This is a genomic window from Archangium gephyra, assembly GCF_049060025.1.
GTDB classification, from domain to species: Bacteria; Myxococcota; Myxococcia; order Myxococcales; family Myxococcaceae; genus Archangium; species Archangium gephyra_A.
On the sequence record NZ_JBMEQQ010000002.1, the window covers coordinates 4,730,132 to 4,750,849 of the forward strand.

The 20,718-nt window shown below is 70.2% G+C and carries 20 protein-coding genes and 2 pseudogenes; 12 read left to right on the forward strand and 10 right to left on the reverse strand.

Annotation, left to right across the window (positions count from 1 at the left end; genetic code table 11):
* The first annotated feature begins 89 nt into the window (after window positions 1–89).
* A complete protein-coding gene (gene hemG, locus ACN28I_RS20565) occupies window positions 90–1,454 on the forward strand; it encodes a protoporphyrinogen oxidase (RefSeq protein WP_420943670.1) in 1,365 nt (454 codons plus the stop codon).
* Between the two features lie 277 nt (window positions 1,455–1,731).
* Window positions 1,732–2,781, forward strand: a complete 1,050-nt coding sequence (locus ACN28I_RS20570; RefSeq protein WP_420943671.1) for a sensor histidine kinase — start codon at window positions 1,732–1,734, stop codon at window positions 2,779–2,781.
* 187 nt (window positions 2,782–2,968) lie between these two features.
* Here ACN28I_RS20570 and ACN28I_RS20575 read toward each other — a convergent pair whose 3' ends face one another.
* From ACN28I_RS20575 to ACN28I_RS20585, 3 genes are all read right to left on the reverse strand, one after another.
* Complete coding sequence (locus ACN28I_RS20575) at window positions 2,969–4,099, reverse strand: hypothetical protein (protein WP_420943672.1); 1,131 nt, start codon at window positions 4,097–4,099, stop codon at window positions 2,969–2,971.
* The gene (locus ACN28I_RS20580) at window positions 4,029–5,693 is read right to left on the reverse strand and encodes an Ig-like domain-containing protein (protein ID WP_420943673.1); all 1,665 of its coding nucleotides are present in this window, start codon (window positions 5,691–5,693) and stop codon (window positions 4,029–4,031) included. The genes ACN28I_RS20575 and ACN28I_RS20580 overlap by 71 nt, the downstream gene beginning before the upstream one ends.
* A 99-nt stretch (window positions 5,694–5,792) precedes the next feature.
* On the reverse strand, window positions 5,793–6,950 hold the full coding sequence (locus ACN28I_RS20585; protein WP_420943674.1) for a type II secretion system F family protein: 1,158 nt from the start codon (window positions 6,948–6,950) through the stop codon (window positions 5,793–5,795).
* 187 nt (window positions 6,951–7,137) lie between these two features.
* Here ACN28I_RS20585 and ACN28I_RS20590 point away from each other — a divergent pair, with 187 nt between their 5' ends.
* Window positions 7,138–7,908, forward strand: a complete 771-nt coding sequence (locus ACN28I_RS20590) for an ROK family protein (protein WP_420943675.1) — start codon at window positions 7,138–7,140, stop codon at window positions 7,906–7,908.
* Between the two features lie 9 nt (window positions 7,909–7,917).
* Here ACN28I_RS20590 and ACN28I_RS20595 read toward each other — a convergent pair whose 3' ends face one another.
* Window positions 7,918–9,120 carry a hypothetical protein gene (locus ACN28I_RS20595; RefSeq protein WP_420943676.1) on the reverse strand — a complete coding sequence of 401 codons (1,203 nt, stop codon included), beginning with the start codon at window positions 9,118–9,120 and terminating at the stop codon, window positions 7,918–7,920.
* Between the two features lie 192 nt (window positions 9,121–9,312).
* Here ACN28I_RS20595 and ACN28I_RS20600 point away from each other — a divergent pair, with 192 nt between their 5' ends.
* Complete coding sequence (locus tag ACN28I_RS20600; RefSeq protein ID WP_420943677.1) at window positions 9,313–9,576, forward strand: hypothetical protein; 264 nt, start codon at window positions 9,313–9,315, stop codon at window positions 9,574–9,576.
* A 1-nt stretch (window position 9,577) separates the two neighbouring features.
* Here the strand turns inward: ACN28I_RS20600 and ACN28I_RS20605 are convergent, their stop codons facing one another.
* Entirely contained in the window at window positions 9,578–10,495 is a 918-nt protein-coding gene (locus ACN28I_RS20605; protein ID WP_420943678.1) for an RluA family pseudouridine synthase, read from the reverse strand.
* A 194-nt stretch (window positions 10,496–10,689) separates the two neighbouring features.
* On the opposite strand from ACN28I_RS20605, the gene ACN28I_RS20610 reads away from it, so the two are divergent.
* The 6 genes and pseudogenes from ACN28I_RS20610 (at window position 10,690) to pdeM (ending at window position 16,520) form a co-directional block, all read left to right on the forward strand.
* Window positions 10,690–11,715, forward strand: coding sequence for a ligase-associated DNA damage response exonuclease (locus tag ACN28I_RS20610; RefSeq protein WP_420943679.1), 1,026 nt, complete (start codon window positions 10,690–10,692; stop codon window positions 11,713–11,715).
* Window positions 11,716–11,718: 3 nt separating this feature from the next.
* Window positions 11,719–13,314, forward strand: a complete 1,596-nt coding sequence (locus tag ACN28I_RS20615) for an ATP-dependent DNA ligase (protein WP_420943680.1) — start codon at window positions 11,719–11,721, stop codon at window positions 13,312–13,314.
* Window positions 13,301–14,617: pseudogene (locus ACN28I_RS20620) on the forward strand (DEAD/DEAH box helicase); the annotation flags it as partial. The gene ACN28I_RS20615 and the pseudogene ACN28I_RS20620, both read left to right, overlap by 14 nt.
* A pseudogene (locus ACN28I_RS20625) lies at window positions 14,595–14,975 on the forward strand (hypothetical protein); the annotation flags it as partial. The pseudogenes ACN28I_RS20620 and ACN28I_RS20625, both read left to right, overlap by 23 nt.
* 187 nt (window positions 14,976–15,162) lie before the next feature.
* The gene (locus ACN28I_RS20630) at window positions 15,163–15,864 is read left to right on the forward strand and encodes a hypothetical protein (protein ID WP_420943681.1); all 702 of its coding nucleotides are present in this window, start codon (window positions 15,163–15,165) and stop codon (window positions 15,862–15,864) included.
* Complete coding sequence (gene pdeM / locus ACN28I_RS20635) at window positions 15,834–16,520, forward strand: ligase-associated DNA damage response endonuclease PdeM (protein WP_420943682.1); 687 nt, start codon at window positions 15,834–15,836, stop codon at window positions 16,518–16,520. Before ACN28I_RS20630 ends, pdeM begins: the two co-directional genes overlap by 31 nt.
* 15 nt (window positions 16,521–16,535) lie before the next feature.
* Here pdeM and ACN28I_RS20640 read toward each other — a convergent pair whose 3' ends face one another.
* The 5 genes from ACN28I_RS20640 to ACN28I_RS20660 form a co-directional block, all read right to left on the reverse strand.
* Entirely contained in the window at window positions 16,536–17,138 is a 603-nt protein-coding gene (locus ACN28I_RS20640) for a hypothetical protein (RefSeq protein ID WP_420943683.1), read from the reverse strand.
* 146 nt (window positions 17,139–17,284) lie between these two features.
* Complete coding sequence (locus ACN28I_RS20645; protein WP_420943684.1) at window positions 17,285–17,551, reverse strand: hypothetical protein; 267 nt, start codon at window positions 17,549–17,551, stop codon at window positions 17,285–17,287.
* An 18-nt stretch (window positions 17,552–17,569) separates the two neighbouring features.
* The gene (locus ACN28I_RS20650) at window positions 17,570–18,676 is read right to left on the reverse strand and encodes a hypothetical protein (protein ID WP_420943685.1); all 1,107 of its coding nucleotides are present in this window, start codon (window positions 18,674–18,676) and stop codon (window positions 17,570–17,572) included.
* 4 nt (window positions 18,677–18,680) lie between these two features.
* Window positions 18,681–19,196, reverse strand: a complete 516-nt coding sequence (locus ACN28I_RS20655) for a hypothetical protein (RefSeq protein WP_420943686.1) — start codon at window positions 19,194–19,196, stop codon at window positions 18,681–18,683.
* A 14-nt stretch (window positions 19,197–19,210) separates the two neighbouring features.
* Window positions 19,211–19,879, reverse strand: coding sequence for a hypothetical protein (locus ACN28I_RS20660; protein WP_420943687.1), 669 nt, complete (start codon window positions 19,877–19,879; stop codon window positions 19,211–19,213).
* A gap of 98 nt (window positions 19,880–19,977) precedes the next feature.
* Here ACN28I_RS20660 and ACN28I_RS20665 point away from each other — a divergent pair, with 98 nt between their 5' ends.
* On the forward strand, window positions 19,978–20,469 hold the full coding sequence (locus ACN28I_RS20665) for a hypothetical protein (protein WP_420943688.1): 492 nt from the start codon (window positions 19,978–19,980) through the stop codon (window positions 20,467–20,469).
* 111 nt (window positions 20,470–20,580) lie between these two features.
* A complete protein-coding gene (locus ACN28I_RS20670; RefSeq protein ID WP_420943689.1) occupies window positions 20,581–20,703 on the forward strand; it encodes a hypothetical protein in 123 nt (40 codons plus the stop codon).
* Window positions 20,704–20,718: the final 15 nt, after the last annotated feature.

Below are 20,718 nucleotides of genomic sequence, written 5' to 3' on the forward strand. Positions count from 1 at the left end.
TCCACCCGGAAAGACACGCCCCCCCAGGGCACTTGACCCGGGAATGACCGCCGGTGGAAACCCGTGTTGCACCGGGAGTGGAACCAGTCATGAGCGTCGTAATCATTGGTGGTGGAATCAGTGGCCTGGCCCTGGCCCATGGGCTGCGCTCGCGCGGAACCGGGGTGACGCTGCTGGAGGCGGGCCCGAGGTTGGGCGGCTACATCCAGAGCCGGAGCCGGGACGGGTTCCTCACCGAGGCGGGGCCCAACAGCTTCGTGGACCGGGAGCCCACGCTGCGCACGCTGGCGGCGAGCCTGGGGATTGAAGGGCGCATCCGCACGGCGGACCCCGCGGCGAAACGGCGCTACGTCTACTCGCGGGGCAAGATCCGGGTGGTGCCCACGTCACCGCCGGCCCTGCTGAAGTCGGACGTGGTGCCCCTGGGGGCGAAGCTGCGGATGATGGGCGAGCTCTTCACCCGGCGCGGCCCCGACGGCGAGGAGTCGCTGGCGGACTTCGGGCGGCGCCACGTGGGACGCACGGCGACGGCGGTGCTGGTGGATGCGATGCAGACGGGCATCTACGCGGGCGACGTGGAGGCCCTGAGCGTGGGCGCCATCTTCCCCAAGGTGGTGGAGCTGGAGCGCAAGCACCGCAGCCTCGTGCTGGGCATGGTGCGCTCGCAGGCGGAGGCGCGAAAGGCGCTGCCTCCCGGTGAGGGCGCGCCGAGGCCCTCGGGCCAGGTGGCCTCGTTCGACGGAGGCCTGCAGGTGCTGGTGGATGCCCTGGCCTGGTCGCTCGGGCCGGTGGCGCGCACCGGGGTGAAGGTGGTGGGGCTGCGGCGCGAGGGCACCGGCTGGCGGCTCGCGGCGGAGGAGCACGGGCAGCAGGCGGAGCTGGCCGCGGAGAAGGTGGTGCTGGCGGTACCGGCGTACGTGGCGGCGCAGCTCCTGCGGCCGTTGGACGAGAAGCTCGCGACGCGGGTGGAGGCCATCCCCTACGCGCCCGTCGCGGTGGTGCACCTGGGCTTTTCACCGGGCTCCGTGCCCCCGCAGGACGGCTTCGGCTTCCTGGTGCCCACGGCGGAGCGGCGGCGCGTGCTCGGCGTCATCCATGCTTCCGCCACCTTCCCCTGGCGCGCCGAGGGTGGCCGCGTCCTCTATACGTGCATGGTGGGCGGGGCGAAGCGGCCGGACCTGGTGGAGCTGGACGAGGCGGCGCTGGTGGCGCTCGCACGCGAGGAGCTGCGGGAGCTGGCCGGCGTCTCCGCCGAGCCCGTCTTCACCGAGGTCTTCATCTGGAAGCGGGGCATCCCCCAGTACAACGTGGGCCACCTGGCGCGGATGGACGCCATCGACGAGGGCGTGGCCCGCCTGCCCGGGCTGTACGTCACCGGCAACGCCTACAAGGGCGTGGGCCTCACCGACTGCATCCGCAACGCCCAGGCCCTGGCGGAGACGCTCACGCGCTGAGGCCCTCCGGGGGACCGCTCACCGGGCGGTTGCGACCGCTCGGCCGGCCGCTCCCCCATGTCAGGGGCGGACGAGACACTCTGGGGATGACTCCCCCCAGCCCGGAGCACCCCATGGCCCCGCCCCGCCGTGCCCTGCTCGTCCCCCTGGCCGTCCTCCTCTTCCCCCTCGTCCTGCTGGGCGCCCTGGCGCTCGGCGCCTCGGGGATGAGGGACACCTCCACGTGAGCCCCACCGCCTGGGCCTGGGCCGGGTGGTATGCTCCCACCCGGTCCGCCATGAACGAAGGCTCCATCGTCCGCGCCACCCTCAAGGCGCTCTTCGTGCCCAGGCGGCTGCTCCCCATCATCCTCATCAGCCTGCCGCTGATCGCCGCCCAAGCCCGCTTCAGCGATGGCGAGCCGATGGCCGCGCCCCTGGGCCTGCTGCTGTGCGCCCTCTGCGTGGCCGTGGCGCCCGTCTCCTACCGCGTCCTCTTCCCCGAGGGCCTCGACTTCAGCCACGGCGGCATCCGCCTGCTGCTCTACGCCACCGTGGGCGTGGGCGTCGTCCTGTCCGTGGGCGTGGTGGTGCCCAAGCTGCTCGACATGGGGCCCACCTTCCTCACCGACCGCTACAGCCTCGCCGTCTGCGCCGCCCTCTTCCTCGTGGGCGGCTGGGGCCTGGGCCGGGACATCGGTTTCGAGGAGAGCCTCGCCCTGGAGCGCGCCCGCGCCGCCCGGCTCGAGGTGGAGGCCGAGCAGGCCCAACTGCTCGCCCTGCGCAGCCACCTGGATCCGCACTTCCTCTTCAACACCCTCAACGCCATCGCCGAGTGGTGCCAGACGGATGGCGCCGTGGCCGAGGCCGCCGTGCTGCGGCTCTCCGCCATGCTGCGCAGCGTGCTGGCCGGAGTACGCGCCGCCACCTGGCCCCTGGAGCGCGAGCTGGAGCTGGTGCGCACCCTCTTCAACCTGCACCTGCTGAGGGACCCGGATCTCTTCCAGCTCTCCGTCGAGGTGGAGCCCGGGCTGGAGGCATTCCCCGTGCCGCCGCTCGTCCTGCTGCCGCTGGCGGAGAACGCGGTGAAGCACGGGCCCGCCGCCGGACACCGCGGGCCCATCTCCCTCACCGTCCAGGCCCGGGGAGACGCGCTCGTCTTCACCCTGGAGAACCCCGGCGCCTCCAAGGGGCCCCGCGAGGGCAGCAGCGGCCTGCCCACCGTGGAGCGCCGGCTCGCGCTGGCCTACGAGGGACGCGCGAGCCTCGCCCTCACCACCGACGAGGCACGCACCCGCGTCACCGTCACCCTGCCCCGCTCCGGCCCCGTCCCGGGCGTCGTCACCTGATTGCATTCAGGAACAAGCGCTGACCACCGCGGCCATTTCCCCTCGCCCTCCGGGAGAGGGACGGGGTGAGGGTATCGGGTGAACCCGGGTTGAACCCGCGACCCCCACTTCGGGCCACGGGTTGAAGAACGGGCCCGGACACCCTCACCCCCGCCCTCTCCCGAGGGGAGAGGGTGCCTCCGTCACGTCAGGGCGTGAAGACGCCCGTGAGCGCGGGCGCGTAGTGGCTCACCGGCGAATCCTTGAAGGGATTGCTCGGGTCCACTCCCGGCTTCAGGTACGCGTTCACCTGCACGAAGTAGTTCTGGCCCGCCGTGAGCAGCCCCGGAGGCAGGCGAAGCTGCGTCTCGGGCGTGTAGAGGGTCGCCACGCTCGCCCGCGAGAGGAAGCCGTCCGGCCGCAAGGTGAGGCGGTACAGGCGCACCTGGTAGTAGGTCGGCGCGCCCAGGGCCGGCACCGTCCAGCTCAGCAGCGGCGTCGTCCCCACGCCCGCGAGCTTCCCCGTGGCATCCAGGCCATTGAGCCGCAGCTCCCGGGCCGGACCCATCTTCGGGACGAACGTGGGATTGGAGCCCGGCACGAACGGCTCCAGGGCGCTCGAGTACGCGTTGTGCGTGTACGGCGCGGACGTCCCCCCCGTGGGCAGGTCGAGGGTGTACCGGACCTGGGCGCCCACCTGGACGGCGGAGAACAGCGGCCAGCGGCTCGGATAGGGGTTGCCGAACTCGAGCACCGGCGCGATGTCCCCCCGGCCCGGGCTCATGCCGTAGACCGTGGCCACATCCGGCGAGCCCGCGTAGGCGCCGAACTGGTCATACGCCAGCAGCGTGCTGATGCCGAAGCTGACCTCCGACACCGTCGCGGTGGGGTGGCTGGCCTGCGACAGGCTCTCGAACAGCGGAGCGCGAATGGTCACGGACTGCGGGGTGGTGGGCAGGGGCGCCAGGGTCCCCCTCACCCGGATGTTCCCCTCCGGCGTGTTCTCCGGGACGGGCCGGAGGCTCCGGCGCGCCTCCTGGACCTCGACACCCGTGAGGGGATCGAAGCGGCTCGCGAGCTGGGTCACGTAGAGGTTGTCCTCCGGGTGGAGCCAGTACGCGCCATTGCCGCACTGCCCCAGGAAATTGGCGTAGTGGGTGGGGCCCAGGATGCCCGTGTCCCCCTCGATGGGCAGGGGGAAGCCCGACACGAGGCAGCCGAACGTGGAGATGTAGCCGAGGCCCGCGGTCTCCGAGTGGAACTGCAGGTCATCCATGTCCCGCCACGGCGAGAGCCCATCGAGCTGCAGCTCGAGCTGCGCCTCCTCCGGGCCGTACACCCGGACCGCGCGGTGGCCCAGCTCGGCCTGGTCGAAGCTCGAGGCTGCGCTTGTGGGTCCAGATATAGGTGTTCGCGTAGCGCAGGAGGTAGGAGGAGCCTTCCACCTCGGGGATGACGAAGGTGCCGTAGTCGTGGCCGGTGCCGGCACGCCAGCTATAGGAGAGCCCATCAGGGGTGGGCACCCAGGCCCCGAGCGTGACGCCGGACAGGCCGAACGGAGCGGGGATGACGGAGCCGTCGGACTGGACCCGGAGGGCATTGCGCACCCCGGTGACCGTCGCCGCGGTGCACTCCGAGCCCGGGGCCGGAGACAGGAAGAAGAGCTGGCTGGCCGAGAAGCCGACCGCGTCCGTGACGGTGGCGGTGATGTGCACCGGCCCGCGGAGGCAGGCGGGCGCCCGCCAGTCCACCTCGCTCGAGAAAGCAGACTCGCGAGGAGCGCCGAAGAAGCCGCCCTGGCTCGCCGTCCAGGAGAACCGCACGGCCGAGCCTTCCGGATCGTGCGCGGAGATGCCCAGGGCCACCAGCCCACCCGCCGAGGCCTCCGAGGTGCTCAGCCAGACCCCATCAATGACCGGTGCGCCACCCGGAAGAGGCCCGTCCGCATGGAGGATGAGGGTGCCCGAGTGATGGCCACCCCGCCCATCCGAGGCACGCAGCGTGAAGGCGCAACGGGGGGTGGACGGCGGGGCCTCCAGGGTGAAGGAGGGGCTGGGCAGCGACGGGTTGTCGAAGCGGCCCGGGCAGGAGGACTCCCAGAAGAAGCGCGGGGCGTCCCCATCGAGGTCCGTGACGGTGGCCGACAGCCGCGTGGTGCCACCGGTCACCAGCACGGACGGGACACCATTCATCGCGGTGATGGACGGCCAGGTGTTGATGAAGGCGTCCACCGCGGCGCTCCCCGTGGAGCCGGGCACGAGCACGTCGATGTCGAGGCTCAGGGTGGCGCTCGCTCCCCGCGAGTCCACCACCGTCAGCACGAGCCGCTGCGTCCCCGCGGTGGAAGGAGCCGTCCAGGTGGTCTCCGCCGAGCCGGGCGCGCTGAAGGTGCCCGCGGCCGCGCTCCAGCTATAGCGCAGGGTGTCCCCGGGGTTGGCGTCGAACGCGTTGGCCGTCAGCGTCACGCTGCCGCCCGGCTCCACCACGAGGGAGGAGGAAGCCACCGAGCCGATCCTCGGCGCCTCGTTCTCGAAGGGCACCTGCGGCTCCACCTGCTGCAACAGGATGGCGACATTCGCCGTCTTGCCCGGCTCGATGGGGAGGGGGCCCGACTCGCCCACGTAGAGCAGCTTCGCCGCCGCGTCATGGGCGCTGGCCCGGAAGAGCCGCCCCGAGCCCGCCGGGATGCCGGAGATCGTGCCCGACCACGCGCTCGCGCCCAGGACGAGCTCGGCCGTGATGGGCGGGGTGATGCCCGGTCCGGAGACCTCGACCTGGACGCGAGCCACGTCCGCGCCCGAGAGCCCCTGAGGAACCATGACCGTCAACTCGGCGCTCGCGCTCCGCGAGTCACCACCACAGGCCGCGAGCAGGCCCATGGTCAGCAGCGCCACCGCCCACGCGGCACGCCTGCTCCCATTATAATGAGACATGTGAGTGCTTCCCCCTCTACAGGATGAGGCCCGCGCATCCGGCCGGGCGCGGGAGGTCCATCCTGTTTACGCCGTCATGCGCCGGAGCCGCAAGACCACTCACCCCCGGGCCTCGCCTACTCGCCCAGGCCCTGGAGCTGGCGGTGGTAGCCCCCCTGGAAGCTCGATGACCTTGCCGATGTTGGTGGCGAAGAGGAACACCGACAGCAGGGTGATGACCACGAACATCAGCGTGCGCAGCCACCGCATCGCGGCTTCCGAGTGTCCCCGCGACACCAGGGCGAGCACCGGCTCCAGGCCGCCTGTCCGCTCCCCGGTGGAGAGCTGCTGGAGCGACTCCGAATCGAGCACGCCGAGCCACTCCACCACGTCCGTCAGGCTGGCGCCGGAGCGGAGGCGGTGGACGGCCAGGTTGACGCGCCCGCGCAGCCACAGGCTTCCGGTGGCCTCGAGCGCCAGTTGCAGGCTGCGCCCCGCTTCCAGCCCGGCCCCGAGCGCCACGCCCAGCACGAGGCTGAAGCGGCTGGCCTGCAGCTCCCGGTGGACGCGGCCGAGCACGGGGACGCGCATGCGCAGGGCCTCCCAGTGGGGCGCGAGGGCCGGCGACGCCAGCACCAGGGGTGCCAGGAAGAACGCCAGCCCGAAGGACGACACCGTCAGCACCTTCTGGAGGAATTGCGAGACGAACACCCCGAGGATGTCATCCGTTTTCCCCGAGGCCAGGAGGCTGCTCGCGGTGCCCAGCAGGGCGCCTCCGAAGATGAACGCGGCCAGCAGGTAGGCGGGATAGAGGCACAGCGAGACGGCGCGCCAGCGCATCCGCTGCGCCTCCTCCAATTGCGCGGTGATGCGCGCCAGGGCCGACTCGAGCGTCCCCGTGGCCTCCGCCGCGCCCAGCAGCTCCACCACCTGGGGCTCGAACCACATGGGCTGCTGGCGCATCGCCTCGGCCAGCCCCGAGCCCGCCGCCACGGCCTCGCCCACCTGGGCCACGGCGCGGCGGAAGGGATCCTTCGCCGCGCCCCGCGACAGCTCCGCGAACGCGATGGGCAGGGCCACCCCGGCGCGGATCATGCCGTGCAGCCCCAGGAAGAAGGTGAGGCGCGGCCGGTGCCGCACCATCGCCACGAGCGGATGCCGGGCCCAGGCGCTGGCCAGCCATGTCCTCCCCTCCTTCTTCGGAACGGGACGCGACGCCGTGCGGACGGCCTGGCGGACCGGGGCGGCCGGCTGGGACCTGGTGGGGGGTGCCTTCATGGGAGGGTTCTCTCGCGGTGCCACCCCCGCAGGTTAGGAGCAAATGGCCTCCCATCGCCATAGGACGCGCACCGGCAGACGGCTCCGGCACATGTCCGATCGCATACGGCCCGGCACCCGGTGGGACCGGAACCGTTGCCGTCCGGGCACCGGGCCCTACACTGGCGCTCCACCGATGGAGGAACCGATGTCCCCCGACGAGGCCCCTGAACCGTCGCCGCGCAAGAAAACCGCACGGGAGACCCACGCCCCCGGTCCCAGGACGCTGGCCATCGATATCGGAGGAAGCGGACTCAAGGCCCTCGTGCTCGGACCGGATGGCACGGCGCTCACCGAGCGCCAGCGGGTGGCCACGCCCAAGCCCGCCACCCCCAAGGCGGTGATGGGCGCGCTGACGAAGCTGATCAAACCCCTCGGCTCGTTCGACCGCGTCTCCGTGGGCTTCCCGGGCGTGGTGGTGGAGGGCGTGACTCAGACGGCCCCCAACCTCCACAAGGGATGGGCGGGCTTCCCCCTCGCCGAGGAACTGTCCAAGCTCACGCGCCGCCCGGTTCGCGTGCTCAACGACGCCGGAGTGCAGGGATTCGGCGTCATCGAGGGACGCGGCGTGGAGATGGTCCTCACCCTGGGCACCGGCATGGGCTGCGCGCTCTACGTCGATGGCAAGTACGTGCCCAACCTGGAGCTCGCCCACCACCCGTTCCGCCGTGGGAAGACGTATGAGGAGTACGTGGGCAACGCCGCGCTGAAGCGCGTGGGCCGCAAGAAGTGGAACAAGCACGTGCAGCGGGTGCTGGAGCAGATCCAACCCGTCTTCAACCCACGGAAGATCTACCTGGGAGGCGGCAACGCCCGGCTGCTCGACCTCCCGTTCCCCGAGAACGTGCGGATCACCGAGAACGTCGCCGGGCTGCTGGGTGGCTTCGCGCTCTGGAAGGACGAGCCGCTGCCCCGTTGAGCCGCCGGTTCACTCCCGCCCGGCCACGCCGGAGGGCATCCGGACCCGGCAGAGCGAGCGGGCCCGCCGGAGGGTCTGATCGACCGCGCGAACCCATGGAGCGGAAAAACGCGAGGGCTCGCCCATCCACGAGGAGAGGCTCGGAACCGCCTGGGTCAGGCCCCAGCACTCGTCCGCCACGGCGGCCGCCAGCAACTCCCCCACCCCCGGCAGCCGCTGGCTCCACTCCGGCCCCACGCGCACGTCGAAGTCCTCGCCGAACATGCGCAGCTCCTCGTCGTCGAGCACCTGACGCCGCTCCCCGGCCATGCGCTCCGCCATCCGCGCCAACACGTCGTAGGCCTGCCGGCGCGTGGGCTTCGCCTGGAGGAGCTCCTGGGCGAGCACCCGCAGGTGCCGCTCGAGCATGAGGCGCGGCATGCCACGGCCGGCCAGCAGCGCGCCCAGCCACGAGATGTGTTTCCACACCTGTGCCTCGGCCTGTCCGCCGAGCGTCACCAACCACGCGCTGTCGCTCCAGGAGAACTGGCGGCCGTGCTCGCCATAACGCCAGGCGTAGTAGGGGAACTCCGCCCAGGAGGCCTCGGCGGCGCGCACGGCGGCTCGCAACTCGTCGAGGTCCGTGGTGATGGGGTGTCCTCCGGCCCGCCGGTTGAGCCACCAGGCCGGCGGGTGCTCGCGAGAAGGATGGAGCGCGTCGAGCAGACACCGCACCTGGGTGAAGCTCTCACCCACCGCACGGAGCAGCCCCTCTTCCTCCTCGGCCGTCAGGGCCCCGCCTTCGAGCCGCTGCGCGAGCTCGCGCCAGGGTGACGTGCCGGGAAGAGGGAGGAGGGCCAGGCGCAGGGCGTAGTGGTAGCCGAGCAGCGACAGGGGCTCGCGGTGGGCCGCGGAACGCATCCGTTCCCCGAGCGCGATGGCGCTGATGAGGGCCTGGCTCTCCAGCTTGTCCGGAGGCGTACCGGAGACGAGACCGGGCTCGAGAAGCGGATGCACGGGCGGAGCCTTGGCCCCGAGCGCCGCCAGGAGGGGATGGGACGTGGCGGCGAGCGCCCGCGTCAGTGCCTGATGAAGGAGGGCGAGCGCCTGATGCAGGGCCCGATGGCTCTCGGGCGGCAAGGCCCGGGCCGAGAGGGCCTGGAAGCAGGGCAAGGCCTCCACGGAAGCATGGTGCGCACGGGTCTCGTTCCGCAGCCGGTCCACAAGTGGCATCTCGTCCCCCCTGGCCGTTTCCGGCCCATCAACACGCAACATCATGGCTCGCCTCCATGCCTGTCCTCCAGCCAATCCACGGAGCGCAAGGCGGGAAGCCCTACGCGATGTCTCGGGATGCACACGATGTGGGGACGACACGTGTCCGTCCCTGGAGCGCATGGCGCGGACACTCACAGCCGGAGCGACGCCATGGACAAGAAGGAATGGCTCAAACGACCCATGGGCATCCCCGTGGACCCCAACAAGCAGAAGGACCCCGAGGAGCATGGCGAGCGGGTCCCCGCCGAGGGCCGGGCCGAGCACTTGAATGACGTGACCGAACAGAACGGAGGCCAGCGCTCCGAGGTCGGCGTCCCCTGGAACGATACGAGCCTGGAGCGGGGCCTGTCCGACGAGTACGACAAGCACGGCGGACGGGGGGTGCCCAAACGGGATGAGCCCAAGGACGAGTGAGTCATCCGGGGAGCGAGCCTTCGCCTTCCTGTTGAAGCTCGCGCGGCACGGGGGCGCGCAACTCCAAACGCTCGCCCGAGAGCGGATGCACGAAGCCCAGGCGCTCCGCGTGGAGCAGGTAGCCGATATCTCCGGGCAGGCCCGGCTGCCCGGCATGCGGCACGCCCCCCGCGGCGTAGAGGGTGTCGCCTTCGAGCGGATGACCGATGGCGGCCAGGTGGATGCGGATCTGCTGGGGCCGCCCCGTCATGATGTCGACCTCGAAGAGGGTGCTCGCCGTGCGCCGCTCGAGCACGCGCGCCACGCTCCGGGACGCCTTGCCGTCCGGCGTCGCGCCATGGGTCATGCCCAGGCGAGGGTGCGCCACCATGCCAATGGGCGCCGTGATGTCGTAGCGGTCCTCGGTGGCCACGCCGCTCGAGAGCGCCCGGTAGCGCTTGTCCACCTCATGCTCACGCCAGGCCCGTGACAGCTTCGACGCCGCGTCGTGGGTGCGCGCGAAGAGCACGACCCCCGAGGTGCCACGTCCCAGCCGGTGCAGGGGACTCGCCTCCGGGAAGCGCTCGCGGACGACGCCCAGCAAGGTGTTGGCGAGAAAGCCCCCGCCCGGCATCATCGGCAGTCCGCCCGGCTTGAGGACTCCGAGGATGGCCTCGTCCTCGTACAGGAGCGAATAATCGCGCGGTGCCTCCTGCTCCTCCCAGGGAGGCCGGTTCCAGACGAGCCACTGGCCGGGCTTGAGGTGCTCCTCGCCCGTGGCGGGGAGGTTCTCCAGCAGGACCTCGCCCCGGGCGAGCCGCTCCCGCCACACCGCCTCCGGGGAGTGCTGGTACGAGGCGATCAGATAGGAGAGCGTGCTCTGCCCTCGCGCCCGGGCGCCGAGCTGTTCACGGTAGGCGTAGCCCTCATTGAGCCGCATGCCGCCAGCCTTCCCCGGAGACGCTCCGCTCGATACCTGCTCGCAATACCGTCACCGTCACCTCGCACCGCTCGTGGATCCAACCTGCTTATACGGGACTCTCTTCCGCCCGGAGAGCAGACAGGTGAGGAGGCCTCGGCATTCCAGCCCGCCCCGTGGCCGCACTGCCCGGTGAGCGTTATCCCAGAAGCCGGATGAATGTCTCTCCCGTGCTCGACAGGCCGCCCCTCGTGACAGTGACCCCCGATGGGCTCTTCTGCCCGCCGGGGAACTTCCACATCGACCCCTGGCGGCCCGTGGCCCGCGCCCTCATCACCCACGCGCACGGGGACCATGCCCGCTGGGGAAGCCAGCGCTACCTCGGCGCGAGTCCCTCCGTGGGCCTGCTGCGCAAGCGCCTGGGAGCGGAGGCGAACATCTCCACGCTGGGCTACGGCGAGCGGCTGCCCCTCGGCGAGGTGACGGTCAGCTTCCACCCGGCGGGCCACGTGCTGGGCAGTGCGCAAATCCGCATCGAGCACCGGGGCGAGGTGTGGGTGGTGTCCGGCGACTACAAGCGTGACCCGGACCCGACGTGCCTGCCCTTCGAGCCCGTGCGCTGTGACACCTTCATCACCGAGGCCACCTTCGCACTGCCCATCTACCGCTGGGACGACACGCGGCTCGTCGCGGAGGAGGTGCTGCGCTGGTGGGACGGCAACCGCGAGGCGGGCCGGGCCTCGGTGCTCTTCTGCTACGCACTGGGCAAGGCGCAGCGGCTGCTGGCCGAGCTGGCCCGGCTCACGGACCGCGAGGTGCTGGTGCACGGCGCCACGCACGCGCTGGTGGAGGTCTACCGCGAGGCCGGCGTGCGGATGCTCCCCACCCGGCCCGTGTCCGAGGTGGAGAAGGGGACCTCCTATGCCGGAGCGCTCGTGCTGGCTCCGCCCAGCGCCGCCGGCTCCACGTGGATGCGCCGCTTCGGCGAGCACGAGACGGGCTTCGCCTCGGGGTGGATGCGGGTGCGCGGCAACCGGCGCCGCCGGGGCTATGACCGGGGCTTCGTCCTCTCCGACCACGCGGACTGGCCGGGACTGCTGCGCACCGCGAAGGAGACGGGCGCCTCGCGCATCCTCGTCACCCATGGCTCCAGCGACACGCTCGCGCGGTACCTGCGCGAGAACCTGGGCATCGACGCGGCACCGCTCTCCACTCCGTTCGAAGGCGAGACGGAGGACTGACCCGTGCGAAGGCTCGCGGACCTCTACGACGCGCTCGATGCCACCACCTCCACCAACGCCAAGGTCGAGGCACTGGTGGGCTACTTCCGTGACACGCCTCCCGAGGACGCTGCGTGGGGCCTGTTCTTCCTCACCGGCCGCCGCCTCAAGCGCCTCATCCCCTCGAAGGCCCTGCGCCAGTGGGTCCGCGAGCTGACTGACACCCCCGAGTGGCTCTTCGACGAGACGTACGCCGTCGTGGGCGACCTCGCCGAGGTCATCGCCCTCCTGCTCGACCAGACGGAGCGCCCCACCGCCACCGAGGAACTGCCCCTGTCGCGCTGGTTGGAGGAGCGGCTGCTGCCCCTCGCCGGGCTCGCCCTCCCCGAGCAGCGCGAGCGCGTCACCGGCTGGTGGCACGTGCTCCCCCGCCGCGAGCTGTTCCTCTTCAACAAGATGCTCACCGGTGAGCTGCGCGTCGGTGTCTCCGACACGCTCGTGGTCCGCGCCCTGGCCCAGCACGCCGGGCTGCCTCCGGCCGCCGTGTCCCACCGCCTCATGGGCACCTGGGCGCCCTCTCGCGCCTTCTTCGAGCAGCTCATCGCCCCGGATGTCTCCGATGGCGACCGCTCGCGCCCCTATCCCTTCTATCTCGCCAGCCCCCTGGAGCAGCCCCCGGCCCAGCTCGGCGAGCGCGACGCCTGGCTCGTCGAGTGGAAGTGGGATGGCATCCGCGGCCAGCTCATCCGCCGCCAGGGCGGCGTCTACCTGTGGAGCCGCGGCGAGGAGCTCATCACCGAGCGCTTCCCGGAGATCGCCGAGGCCGCCGCCAGCCTCCCCGATGGCACCGTGCTCGATGGCGAGGTGCTCGCCTACGCCGAGGGGCAGCCCCTCCCCTTCAGCCGCCTCCAGCGCCGCATCGGACGCCAGAAGCTCACCGCCAAGGTGCTCTCCGAGGCTCCCGCCGCCTTCATGGCGTACGACCTGCTCGAGCAGGAGGGACAGGACCTCCGCGCGCTTCCGCTCCGCGAGCGCCGCGCACGGCTCGAGGCCCTGCTGCGCGACAGGCCCCTGTTTCCCGTGTCGCCGGTCATCACGGCCCCCACGTGGGAAGCCCTCGCCGAGGTCCGGCACGAGTCCCGCTCGCGCAACGTCGAGGGCTTCATGATCAAGCGCCTCGAGTCCCCCTACCAGCACGGCCGCAAGCGCGGGGACTGGTGGAAGTGGAAGATCGATCCCTTCACCGTCGATGCCATCCTGCTCTACGCGCATCCCGGCCACGGGCGGCGCGCCTCGCTCTACACGGACTACACGTTCGCCGTGTGGAATGGCGAGGAGCTGCTCCCCATCGCCAAGGCGTATTCGGGCCTCACCGATGAGGAGATCGCCCGGCTCGACCGGTGGATCCGCGCGCATACGCGCGAGAAGTTCGGCCCCGTCCGCTCCGTCGAGCCCCTCCAGGTCTTCGAGCTCCACTTCGAAGGCATCGCCGCCTCTCCCCGCCACAAGTCCGGCATCGCCTTGCGCTTCCCTCGCATCGCCCGCTGGCGCTCGGACAAGACCCCTCGTGACGCGGACACGCTCGACCGCCTCAAGGAGCTGATCCATGCCCCCGCGTAGGCGCTCACGGAGCAGCAGCACGGGCCGCCGCGTAGACCCTCACCCCGTCCCTCTCCCGGAGGGAGAGGGTTCAACCCGAGTACACGTGGCACCCTCACCCCCGTCCCCTCTCCCGGAGGGCGAGGGAGAGGAACTCCTCTCCTGGTTCAGGGAACAGGGGTGGGAGCCGTTTCCCTTTCAGCTCGAGGCCTGGGAGGCGTACGCCCAGGGGCGGAGTGGCCTCATCCATGTCCCCACCGGCGCCGGGAAGACCTATGCCGCCTATATCGGGCCCCTCGCCGAGGTCGCGCGTCATCGCCAGAAGGGGCTGCAGATCCTCTACGTCACCCCCCTGCGCGCCGTCTCCCGGGACATCGAGCTCGCGCTGAACGCGCCCCTCGTCGCGCTCGACACCGACATCACTGTGGAGAGCCGCACCGGCGACACCTCCGCCTCCGTCCGCCGCCGCCAGCGCGAGCGCCTCCCCGAAGTCCTCATCACCACCCCCGAGTCCCTCTCCCTCCTCTTGTGCAACGAGCGCGCGCACGAGCTCTTCGCCTCCCTGCGCTGCGTCATCGTCGACGAGTGGCACGAGCTGCTCGGCTCCAAGCGCGGCACCCAGGTGGAGCTCGCCCTGGCCCGGTTGCGCCGCTTCGCGCCCGCCCTGCGTACCTGGGCCCTCTCGGCCACCCTCGCCAACCTCGACGAGGCCGCCCGCGCCGCCGTGGGCCCCCACGCCACGCCCGCCTTCATCCGCGCCGGGCTCGCCCGCCCCGTCCGCGTCGAGACGCTCCTGCCCGACTCCGTCGATGCCTTCCCCTGGGCCGGACACCTCGGCTTCTCCATGCTGCGCAAGGTCGCGGACTGGCTCGACCCCGCCCGCTCCACCCTCCTCTTCACCAACACCCGCTCCCAGGCCGAGCGCTGGTACGAGGGCCTCCGCTTCCTCCACCCCGAGTGGGAGGACGTGCTCGCCCTCCACCACGGCTCCATCGACCGTGAGGCGCGCGAGCGCGTGGAGCAGGGGCTCAAGGACGGCAGCGTGCGCCTCGTCGTCGCCACCTCCTCGCTGGACCTGGGGGTGGACTTCGGCCCCGTGGAGCGCGTGGTACAGGTGGGCAGCCCCAAGGGCATCGCCCGCACCCTCCAGCGCGCCGGCCGCAGCGCCCACCGCCCCGGCGCCACCGCGCACCTCCTCTTCGTCCCCACCCACGCCCTCGAGCTCGTGGAGATGAGCGCCGCCCGCGAGGCGCTCGCCCAGTGCGAGGTGGAGCCCCGCGCGCCCCTCCGCCAGCCGTTGGATGTGCTCGCCCAGCACCTCGTCACCTGCGCGCTCGGCGGCGGCTTCACGCGCGACACCCTGCTCGCCGAGGTGCGTGACACGCTGGCCTACCAGGAGCTTCTCCGAGGAGGACTTCGACCGTACCCTCGTGCTGGTGACGGAGGGCGGCCCCACCCTGCGCGCCTACCCGCAGTTCCGCCGCGTCCAGCGGCTGGAGGACCGGTACGTGGTGGCGGATACGCGTGTGGCCCGGCTCCACCGCCTCAACGTGGGCACCATCGCCTCCAACGCCTCCGTGGAGCTGCGCTACTTGAAGGGTGCCCGGCTCGGCACCGTGGAGGAGTCCTTCGTGAGCCGCCTGCGCCCGGGCGACACCTTCCTCTTCGCCGGCAAGCGGCTCGAGTTCCGCCTCATGAAGGACCTCACCGCCTACGTGCGGGCCGCGAAGGAGCGCGCCTCGGCCACGCCCCGCTGGAGCGGCGGACGGCTGCCCCTCTCCGGCTCGCTCGCCGCGGCCATGCGCCGGGCCTTCCACGCCGTCCGCCAGGGGCACTACGACAGCGCCGAGGCTCGAAGCGGCCCGCCCCGTGCTGGAGGCCCAGGCCCGCCTGTCCCGGCTGCCCTCGCGCGACGGCTGCCTCGCCGAGCTGTGCCAGACCCGCGAGGGCCACCACCTCTTCCTCTACCCTTTCGAGGGCCGGTTGGTGCACGAGGGCCTCGCCGCGCTGCTGGCCCTGCGCCTCACGCGGCTGCAGAAGGCCACCTTCAGCCTCGCGGTGAACGACTACGGCCTGGAGCTGCTCACGCCCTCGCCCTTCCCTTTCGAGGAGGCGCTGCGGCCCGCGCTCTTCACCCGCGAGCGGCTGGTGGAGGACATCCTGGAGAGCGTCAACCTCGGCGAGCTGGCGCGGCGGCAGTTCCGCGACGTGGCGCGCGTGGCCGGGCTGGTGCTGCCGGGGCTGCCCGGAGCGCGCAAGTCCACCCGCCAGGTGCAGGCCAGCGCGGGCCTCCTCTATGACGTCTTCGCCCGCTACGAGCCGGACCACCTGTTGCTGGCCCAGGCGCGGCGCGAGGTGCTGGAGCAACACTTCGAGCAGGTGCGGCTGGTGAGCACGCTGGAGCGCCTGGAACGCTCGCCGGTGGAGTGCATTCACGTCCCACGGCCCACGCCGCTGGGCTTTCCGCTCGTCGTCGAGCGTATGGGCGCCACCCTGTCCAACGAGTCGCTGCAGGAGCGGGTGGAGCGGATGAAGGAGAAATGGCTGCGAGAGGACTCCCTGTCCGCCTAGGCGGCACCGACGTGGAGCTGCGCCCCGAGCGCGCCCTGTACTGGCCCGGGGGCGGAGTGCTCGCGGTGGCGGACCTGCACTGGGGCAAGCCGGAGAGCTTCCACCAGCACGGCATTCCCCTGCCTCCCGAGGTGCTGGAGGACGACCTCGCGAGGCTCTCGGCCGCCCTGCGCGCCACCGAGGCACGCAGGCTGCTGTTGGTGGGGGACCTCGTCCACTCGCGCCGGGGTCTCACACCCGAGGTGGTGCAACGCGTGGCCGACTGGCGCACGGGCCATGATGTGGAGATGGTGCTGGTGCGCGGCAACCACGACCGGCACCTGGACACACTGCCCGCAGCGTGGCGCATGGAGTTGCTCGAACCACATCTCGATGAAGGCCCCTTCCGCTTCTCACACCATCCGGAACCAGCGAGGGGGCACTACGTCTGGGCGGGCCACATTCACCCTACCGTGCGCCTCAATAGTGGGGCGGACCGGCTGCGCCTGCCGTGCTTCCACCTCGGAGCGGGAGTGGGCGTGCTGCCCGCCTTCAGCGCCTTCACCGGGGGCATGGACATCCGCCCCCGAGCAGGCGAGCGCCTCTTCGCCATCGCCGGGGACTCCGTGGTGGAGGTGCCATCTCCACGCTCCTCACGCGGGGCCAGGAGCCGATAACCTCCAAGACCGCGCTCAGAGAACTTCCGCCCGGGCCTGCTCCAGGGTGAATTCCTCATGACGGGAGACGACCAGGCCTGTCTTCTCCACCAGCCAGGCGGGTGCGCTCTCTGGTAGGTAGAAGTTCTCATCGAAGGGCGACAGCCCGAGATGATGCAGGTACTCCTTGAGCATCTCGAAGGTGAAGCGATCCCTCACCCGGCGGGCCTGGTACTGCTCCACCTTCTCGAAGGAGAAGGGCTCGCCGAACTGATCGAACACCCAGTGGCCTCCGTCATTGGATGCCCCCAGGGACCGCACGTGGTTGAGCCACTCCGTATCATGAGGGCCGTACACCGAGAGCATCACGGCACCATACCGACCTTTGCGATTGCGGTAGGTGTGGGGCACGGCGACCACACGCAAGCACCGGCAGCCCAGCGTCCGGGCCATGTAGCGCATGGCGCTCGTGGCATCGGTTCCTCCCCGCGCATTCTCGACGTACGCCGTCCACGGGCTGCGCGTCGGGATGAAGAGGTGCCGCCGTACCTCCGGAGTGGTCAGGGGAAGCAGAGAGGAGAGGGTCTGCTCCAGCGTGCCTGAAACCGAGCGCGCCTCCACGGCAATGCCACGGGACACCAGCAGTCCTGCCTGCCATGCCGCAAAGGCGCGAGCGGCATGCTCCGCATCGGTCTCCAGGAATCCCAGTTCCGAAGTGACCGGCGCCCAGCGGTCATCCAGGAACAGTCCCTTCATGTTTTCGGCCATAGGGTGAACCTCGCCTGTCAGGGCACAATGAGGAGGATGGTTTCTGCGTCCGGGTCGTTGGACTTGATGCGCAACTGGTGGCCAGTGCCACGGCCCGACGTGGGCGTGTCGTACTCCACCTGATAGCGGCGGCCGTTATAGTCGAACTGCAGGTCCGGCCGGTTGATACCTACGCGCTGGCGACTTTCCGTAGAAGCAACAGGAGCACAAGTCCACTCCACCCAGACAGCCCTTGTGCCCTGGGAGAGCGTCATGTCACTGCGGTTGGTTGCATGAAGCAGCACCCTCGCACTTCATTGTGCTCAAGGCAGGTTCACCAAACCGTTCCGATCCGCAAGGAGAGCGCTGAGGAGCGTAGGGTGCCCGTGGACTTCGCCGACACGGAGGTCAGGTAATGGCACATCGGCCATGTCGAGAGGGAACGGCTGGTAACCAAACACCTGCTCGATGTGGTGAGCCATCTTGTCCTCGTAGGGTCTGGTTCCGCGGCTTGGATCGACCCCGAAGGAGAGTTGCGGCTGGGTAGAGGTCGCGTCAGACCGGCGGAGTTGCGTCGTGGTGTAGACGAGGTACAGAGGCGCGAGGACGCTGATTGCACCTGCTACGCGGGTGACGAGTTGGCTCCCATCCGGAAGGGACTGCTCCAAGTACAAACAGCAGAACCTGCAGGCCGTATGGTACGCAGGCGTCAGGCTGCCCATCTTGATATCGGGAAGGGCGGCTCGGAGAGCCTCCATGAGGGGCGCCCACTGCTTCCATCGCAGGGCGGTTTCCCACGCCGCTTCCCATCGTTGATGCTCAGGCGTCCTTTGATAGGCCAGCACGGGCTCATCGTGGTCGTCTTCCCAGGACGGAAAGCCCGCCGGGTAGAAACGACGGGCGAGGCGGATCAACTCCTCGGCCCTGGGATCGTTCATCGCTTGCAAACCTGGGAGCGGATGGGAGGAACGGCGCTCCTGCTTCTCTCCTGGTGGGAAGTGAAGCTCGAAGCTCCATGACACCCTCTCTGCTCCGTGCGGCTTCAGTTCCATGGCGACGACCATGGTTCGGGTTTGCCGGTGCACAGTGACGTTGAAAGCATGGAGTGCGTCGAGATACTTGCCGAATCTCCGAGGAATCTCGTCGTGCGCCACACGTCGAACGAGCTCGGACGCATGCGGCTCATCCTCCGTGTCTAGCAGCGCATGAAGCGAGCTGCCAAAATCAGGATCCGCCAGGTCTTCACCACGACGCTGCCCGAGGAAGTGCGGCAGATGCAGCCTGAATGCCTCCAACCCGCTGACGACCAGAATCTTGTCCCCGAGCACCTTGGGGAAGGCATGAATGGGGCGCTTCATGCCACCGGGGCCGACGGCATCAATGAGGAGAGGCGCCGCGAGGGCCTTGTAGGTCTCGTGTGTCGTCTTCATCCCATCAATCACAATGGTAGGGCGCGTCGAAGTGGACGACCTTCACGCCACGGGTCTTGCACTCGCCTACTTTCGCTCCCTTGAACTTCTCATCGAGCAGCACTCCATAGAGTTCCTTGAAGTCCCCGCACAGCGTGGCGAGCATGGTTCCCGGATGGGCTTCGGACAGTACCCGGTAGGCGGCACGGTTCGCCATCTCCGCGGCTGCGTCCTGGGCGTCCTCCAACGAGATCCGTCCTTGCTGGCGGTTGCACAGAGGCAGGCCCACCTCGAACTTGCACGCGGTCGTCGCCCTGGAGTCGCCCTGAGTGATGCGGGCGTGGATGCAGACCGCGCGCCATCCACTCGGCTCTCCTGGTTCCTCCTCGACGACCGTCGTGAACTCGAAATGCTCCGGAGTGATTCGACCGATGACGGAATTGCGCCCTGTGCCGCACCCGCTCAGCCCACCCACTCCCAGCAATAGCGCGCAGAGAAACCCCGCCCTGAATCGCCACCTCGAGAGGAGATGTCCGGTCATTCCAGGTGCTCCCTTCATCGGGCCCGGGCCGCCACCATCATCGCGTCCCAGAACATCTTCTCGTAGGCCTGGAAGAAGCGCGCTGCCCGATGGAGCAGCCGTGGTTCCACGCCCTGGTCCAGCCCTTCCTGGATGAGCGGGAGGACGGCGCCTTCGAGTGGCGGCAGGTTGGCGAAGCCATCCAGGAACAGGGTTTCTTGCTCCGTGAAGCCGTAGCGCGCGCGCAGCGCCCGGCTCATCCGGCCGCACGTGAGCCCCCACGCGGGGAAGTTGACCAGGATGCCCACCGCGAACTCCGCCACCGACACGTTGGCCGCCATCCAGGTCATGTTCGTGGCGTAGGCGAAGCCCTCGGGCGTGACTTCGTACCGCTCCAGCTCTTCCCGCGTCATCCCCAACCGGCCGGCCAGCACCCGCAGGCTCTCCAATGCGGCGAACTCCCCCTGCAGGATGCCGTTGAGAAAGCCGCGCGCGGACGTATGGCCGAACCGCTGCACCATCATCGCCATCGCGCGGAGATCACTCGTGGCGACGTGGTACTGCGTTCCGGGAAAGGCCCGCAGCGCCTCCACCGTCACCTCGCCCCGCTCCAACGCCTCGGGGTAGGGGTGGTGGCGGAGTTGCTCGTCCACCTCCCGGAGTGCCTCGCTGATCTCCTTCACCACCTCGGCTGCTTTCCTCATCCGGCTCCCTCCCTGGAATGCAACCTCGATACTCTTGCACTCCCCCGCCCCACCTGAAGCATGCTCGGCGTCTTCACCGTCCCCCGGGAGACAAGCCCATGAGCGGAGAGGCAGGAGCACAGCTCGACAGCGAGTACTACGCCCTCTTCGTCGGCAGCGGCGTCAGGGTGTCCTACGCACTGCCTCCTGGCGGTGACGGGACCGAGATCGGCCGCCACTTCCAGGAGGAGTCCGCGCCCTATGCCCGGTGGCTCGAGCGCGCACGCCCCGCGCTGGACGGCTTCTTCGCGCGCCTCGCCACGGAGCAGCGCATCCCGCTCGTTCATCTCTCCGAGCCGTCCGAGGAAATCCACGGAATCATCATCGAGGACGTGGATCCCTCCCTCGCGGACACCGGGGCCGAGCAGCACTTTCGCGAGCACAGCCGTGGCCTGCCCTGCCCCGTGTCCCTGAATGGCTCTCGACGCCTGCCTGCCCCCCAGTCGATCCAGCTTCGCTTCCTGGTCTCGGCACGCGTGCGGCGGAGCGCGCTGGAGCCCGTCCTGGAGGGCGTGGTGGACATCCTCCTACGGACCCGTGGCGGCATGTAACGGGATTCACAAGAGCCGTGGGTGGCCCGTCCTACGTCATCGACCGCACCTGCAGTACCATGCCGATTCATTCCGCGGGTCCAGCGCAGCCCGGTGACACAGGGGGGGTCCATGCCGCCAAGGCCGAGAATCGTCTTCTTCAGCGACATCTACCAGGTGGCTCCCCAGCGGCTCACGGTGCCCAAGAGCATCCCCATGCGAGCTCCGGAGCGGCGCACGCTCCCCGCCGCCTGAGCCCCCTCCGGCTCC